The organism is Bacteroidota bacterium (genome assembly GCA_030017895.1).
Classification (GTDB): Bacteria; Bacteroidota; Ignavibacteria; order UBA10030; family BY39; genus JASEGV01.
The window spans coordinates 1-1428 of the sequence record JASEGV010000147.1 but is presented as its reverse complement, the minus strand read 5'-3'; the positions used below and the strand labels follow the sequence as shown (position 1 = coordinate 1428).

The window sequence follows — 1428 nt, the reverse complement described above, 5'->3', positions numbered from 1 at the left end:
GGAACGTTTTACGTTCCTTGATTTACGATACTATGTTTTGTACGTTAGTCAGAATACTCAATAGCCCAAACTCAACGTTCACTTTTTCTTTTCCTCTTAATCTAAACCTTTTATATTCTTGATTCATTTTGATATCACCAAAGACCGGTTCGACATCGACACCTCGCTTTTTACGAAGTGCAATCCCATAATCTGATGCAAGATTTGCCCTCGCCTGTGCACGGTATCGCTCTAATCGTGGATTCACATTAATCGTCCGATTTCCTATTCCTTTTTTGCACCGGCTCGCCACCGGACATTCACAACAATCGATACATTCATAGATTCTAATATTTTGTTGATAACCGTTGTAGGTAATTTTTTCCCCCGTCCTATCAAATATTAAATCTCGTCCTTCCGGACATCGGTAAGTATCAGTTTTTTCATAATACTGAAAGTTGTCTTTATGATAACAATTGTCTCGATGCTTTTTAGTATTTTCTCTATGATATGTATTGTATTTTAGATAATTGCCAACTCCGTGTTCTTCTAAAAATGCGTAGTTCTCTTCACTCCCATATGCGGCATCTCCTATAACATCCTCCGGTATCAATCCAGTTGTTCGGGTGAGTTTTGTAAAATGTCTGATAAATTGATCTGCCTCTGATGCTTTCTGATGTATCGAGTAGTTTACTATAAATTGATTCTCTGTCCCAATCATAACATTGTACGCAGGCAATAGCTGGTCGTTCTTCATTCTGAAAAATGTCGCATCCGTATCTGTCTTCGAATAACTCTTTCTACCACCTAATAGTCGCTCTTGCTCTTCGTATCGTTCCAGCTTTGGTATCTGCTTTGTCTGTAATTCTTTCAATACTTGCTTATTTGGCTTCGTGGGATTTATTATGGTGTTGAGTTTCTCTATCTGCTCCTTGAGTTTTTCACTTGTGATGGTTGAACCATTACCTAATTCTTCCAGATCGCTCTCGCCATACTCGGCATTCTCTTGACGATTCACTTCTTCGATATGTTCCAACAACTCTTTGATCTTCTTTTGTGTCGCTTCTTTGTAACGTTCGGTATTCTTCGACCACACATAACTGGTCTTACGGGCATTTGCCTCCATCTTTGTTCCGTCAACAAAATAATTCTCTAACTTGATATACTTGTTCGCTATACAAAATTCAACCATTGATCCAAATACCTGATCAACAACACCCTTGAGCCGACCAGAGCGGAATATGTTTATCGTGCGAAAATCGGGGCGATACATCCCGCTTAGCCACATATAGTTCACATCTTCTCGCAACGCTCTTGCTATCTTGCGTGATGCATAATTCTTAGATAGATAGGCATACACCAATACTTTCAACAACATCAATGGATTATATGAGCTGCTTCCTCCTCCTTTATAGGTTGCAACCAATGGCTCAATGTTCAATCCATCTA

The 1428-nt window shown here is 39.2% G+C and carries 1 protein-coding gene; it reads right to left on the bottom strand.

Going from position 1 to position 1428, the window contains the following annotated elements; translation table 11 throughout:
• Positions 1-22 precede the first annotated feature (22 nt).
• A partial coding sequence (locus QME58_14370) for an IS1182 family transposase (GenBank protein MDI6804997.1) occupies positions 23-1428 on the bottom strand: 1406 nt, incomplete at its 5' end.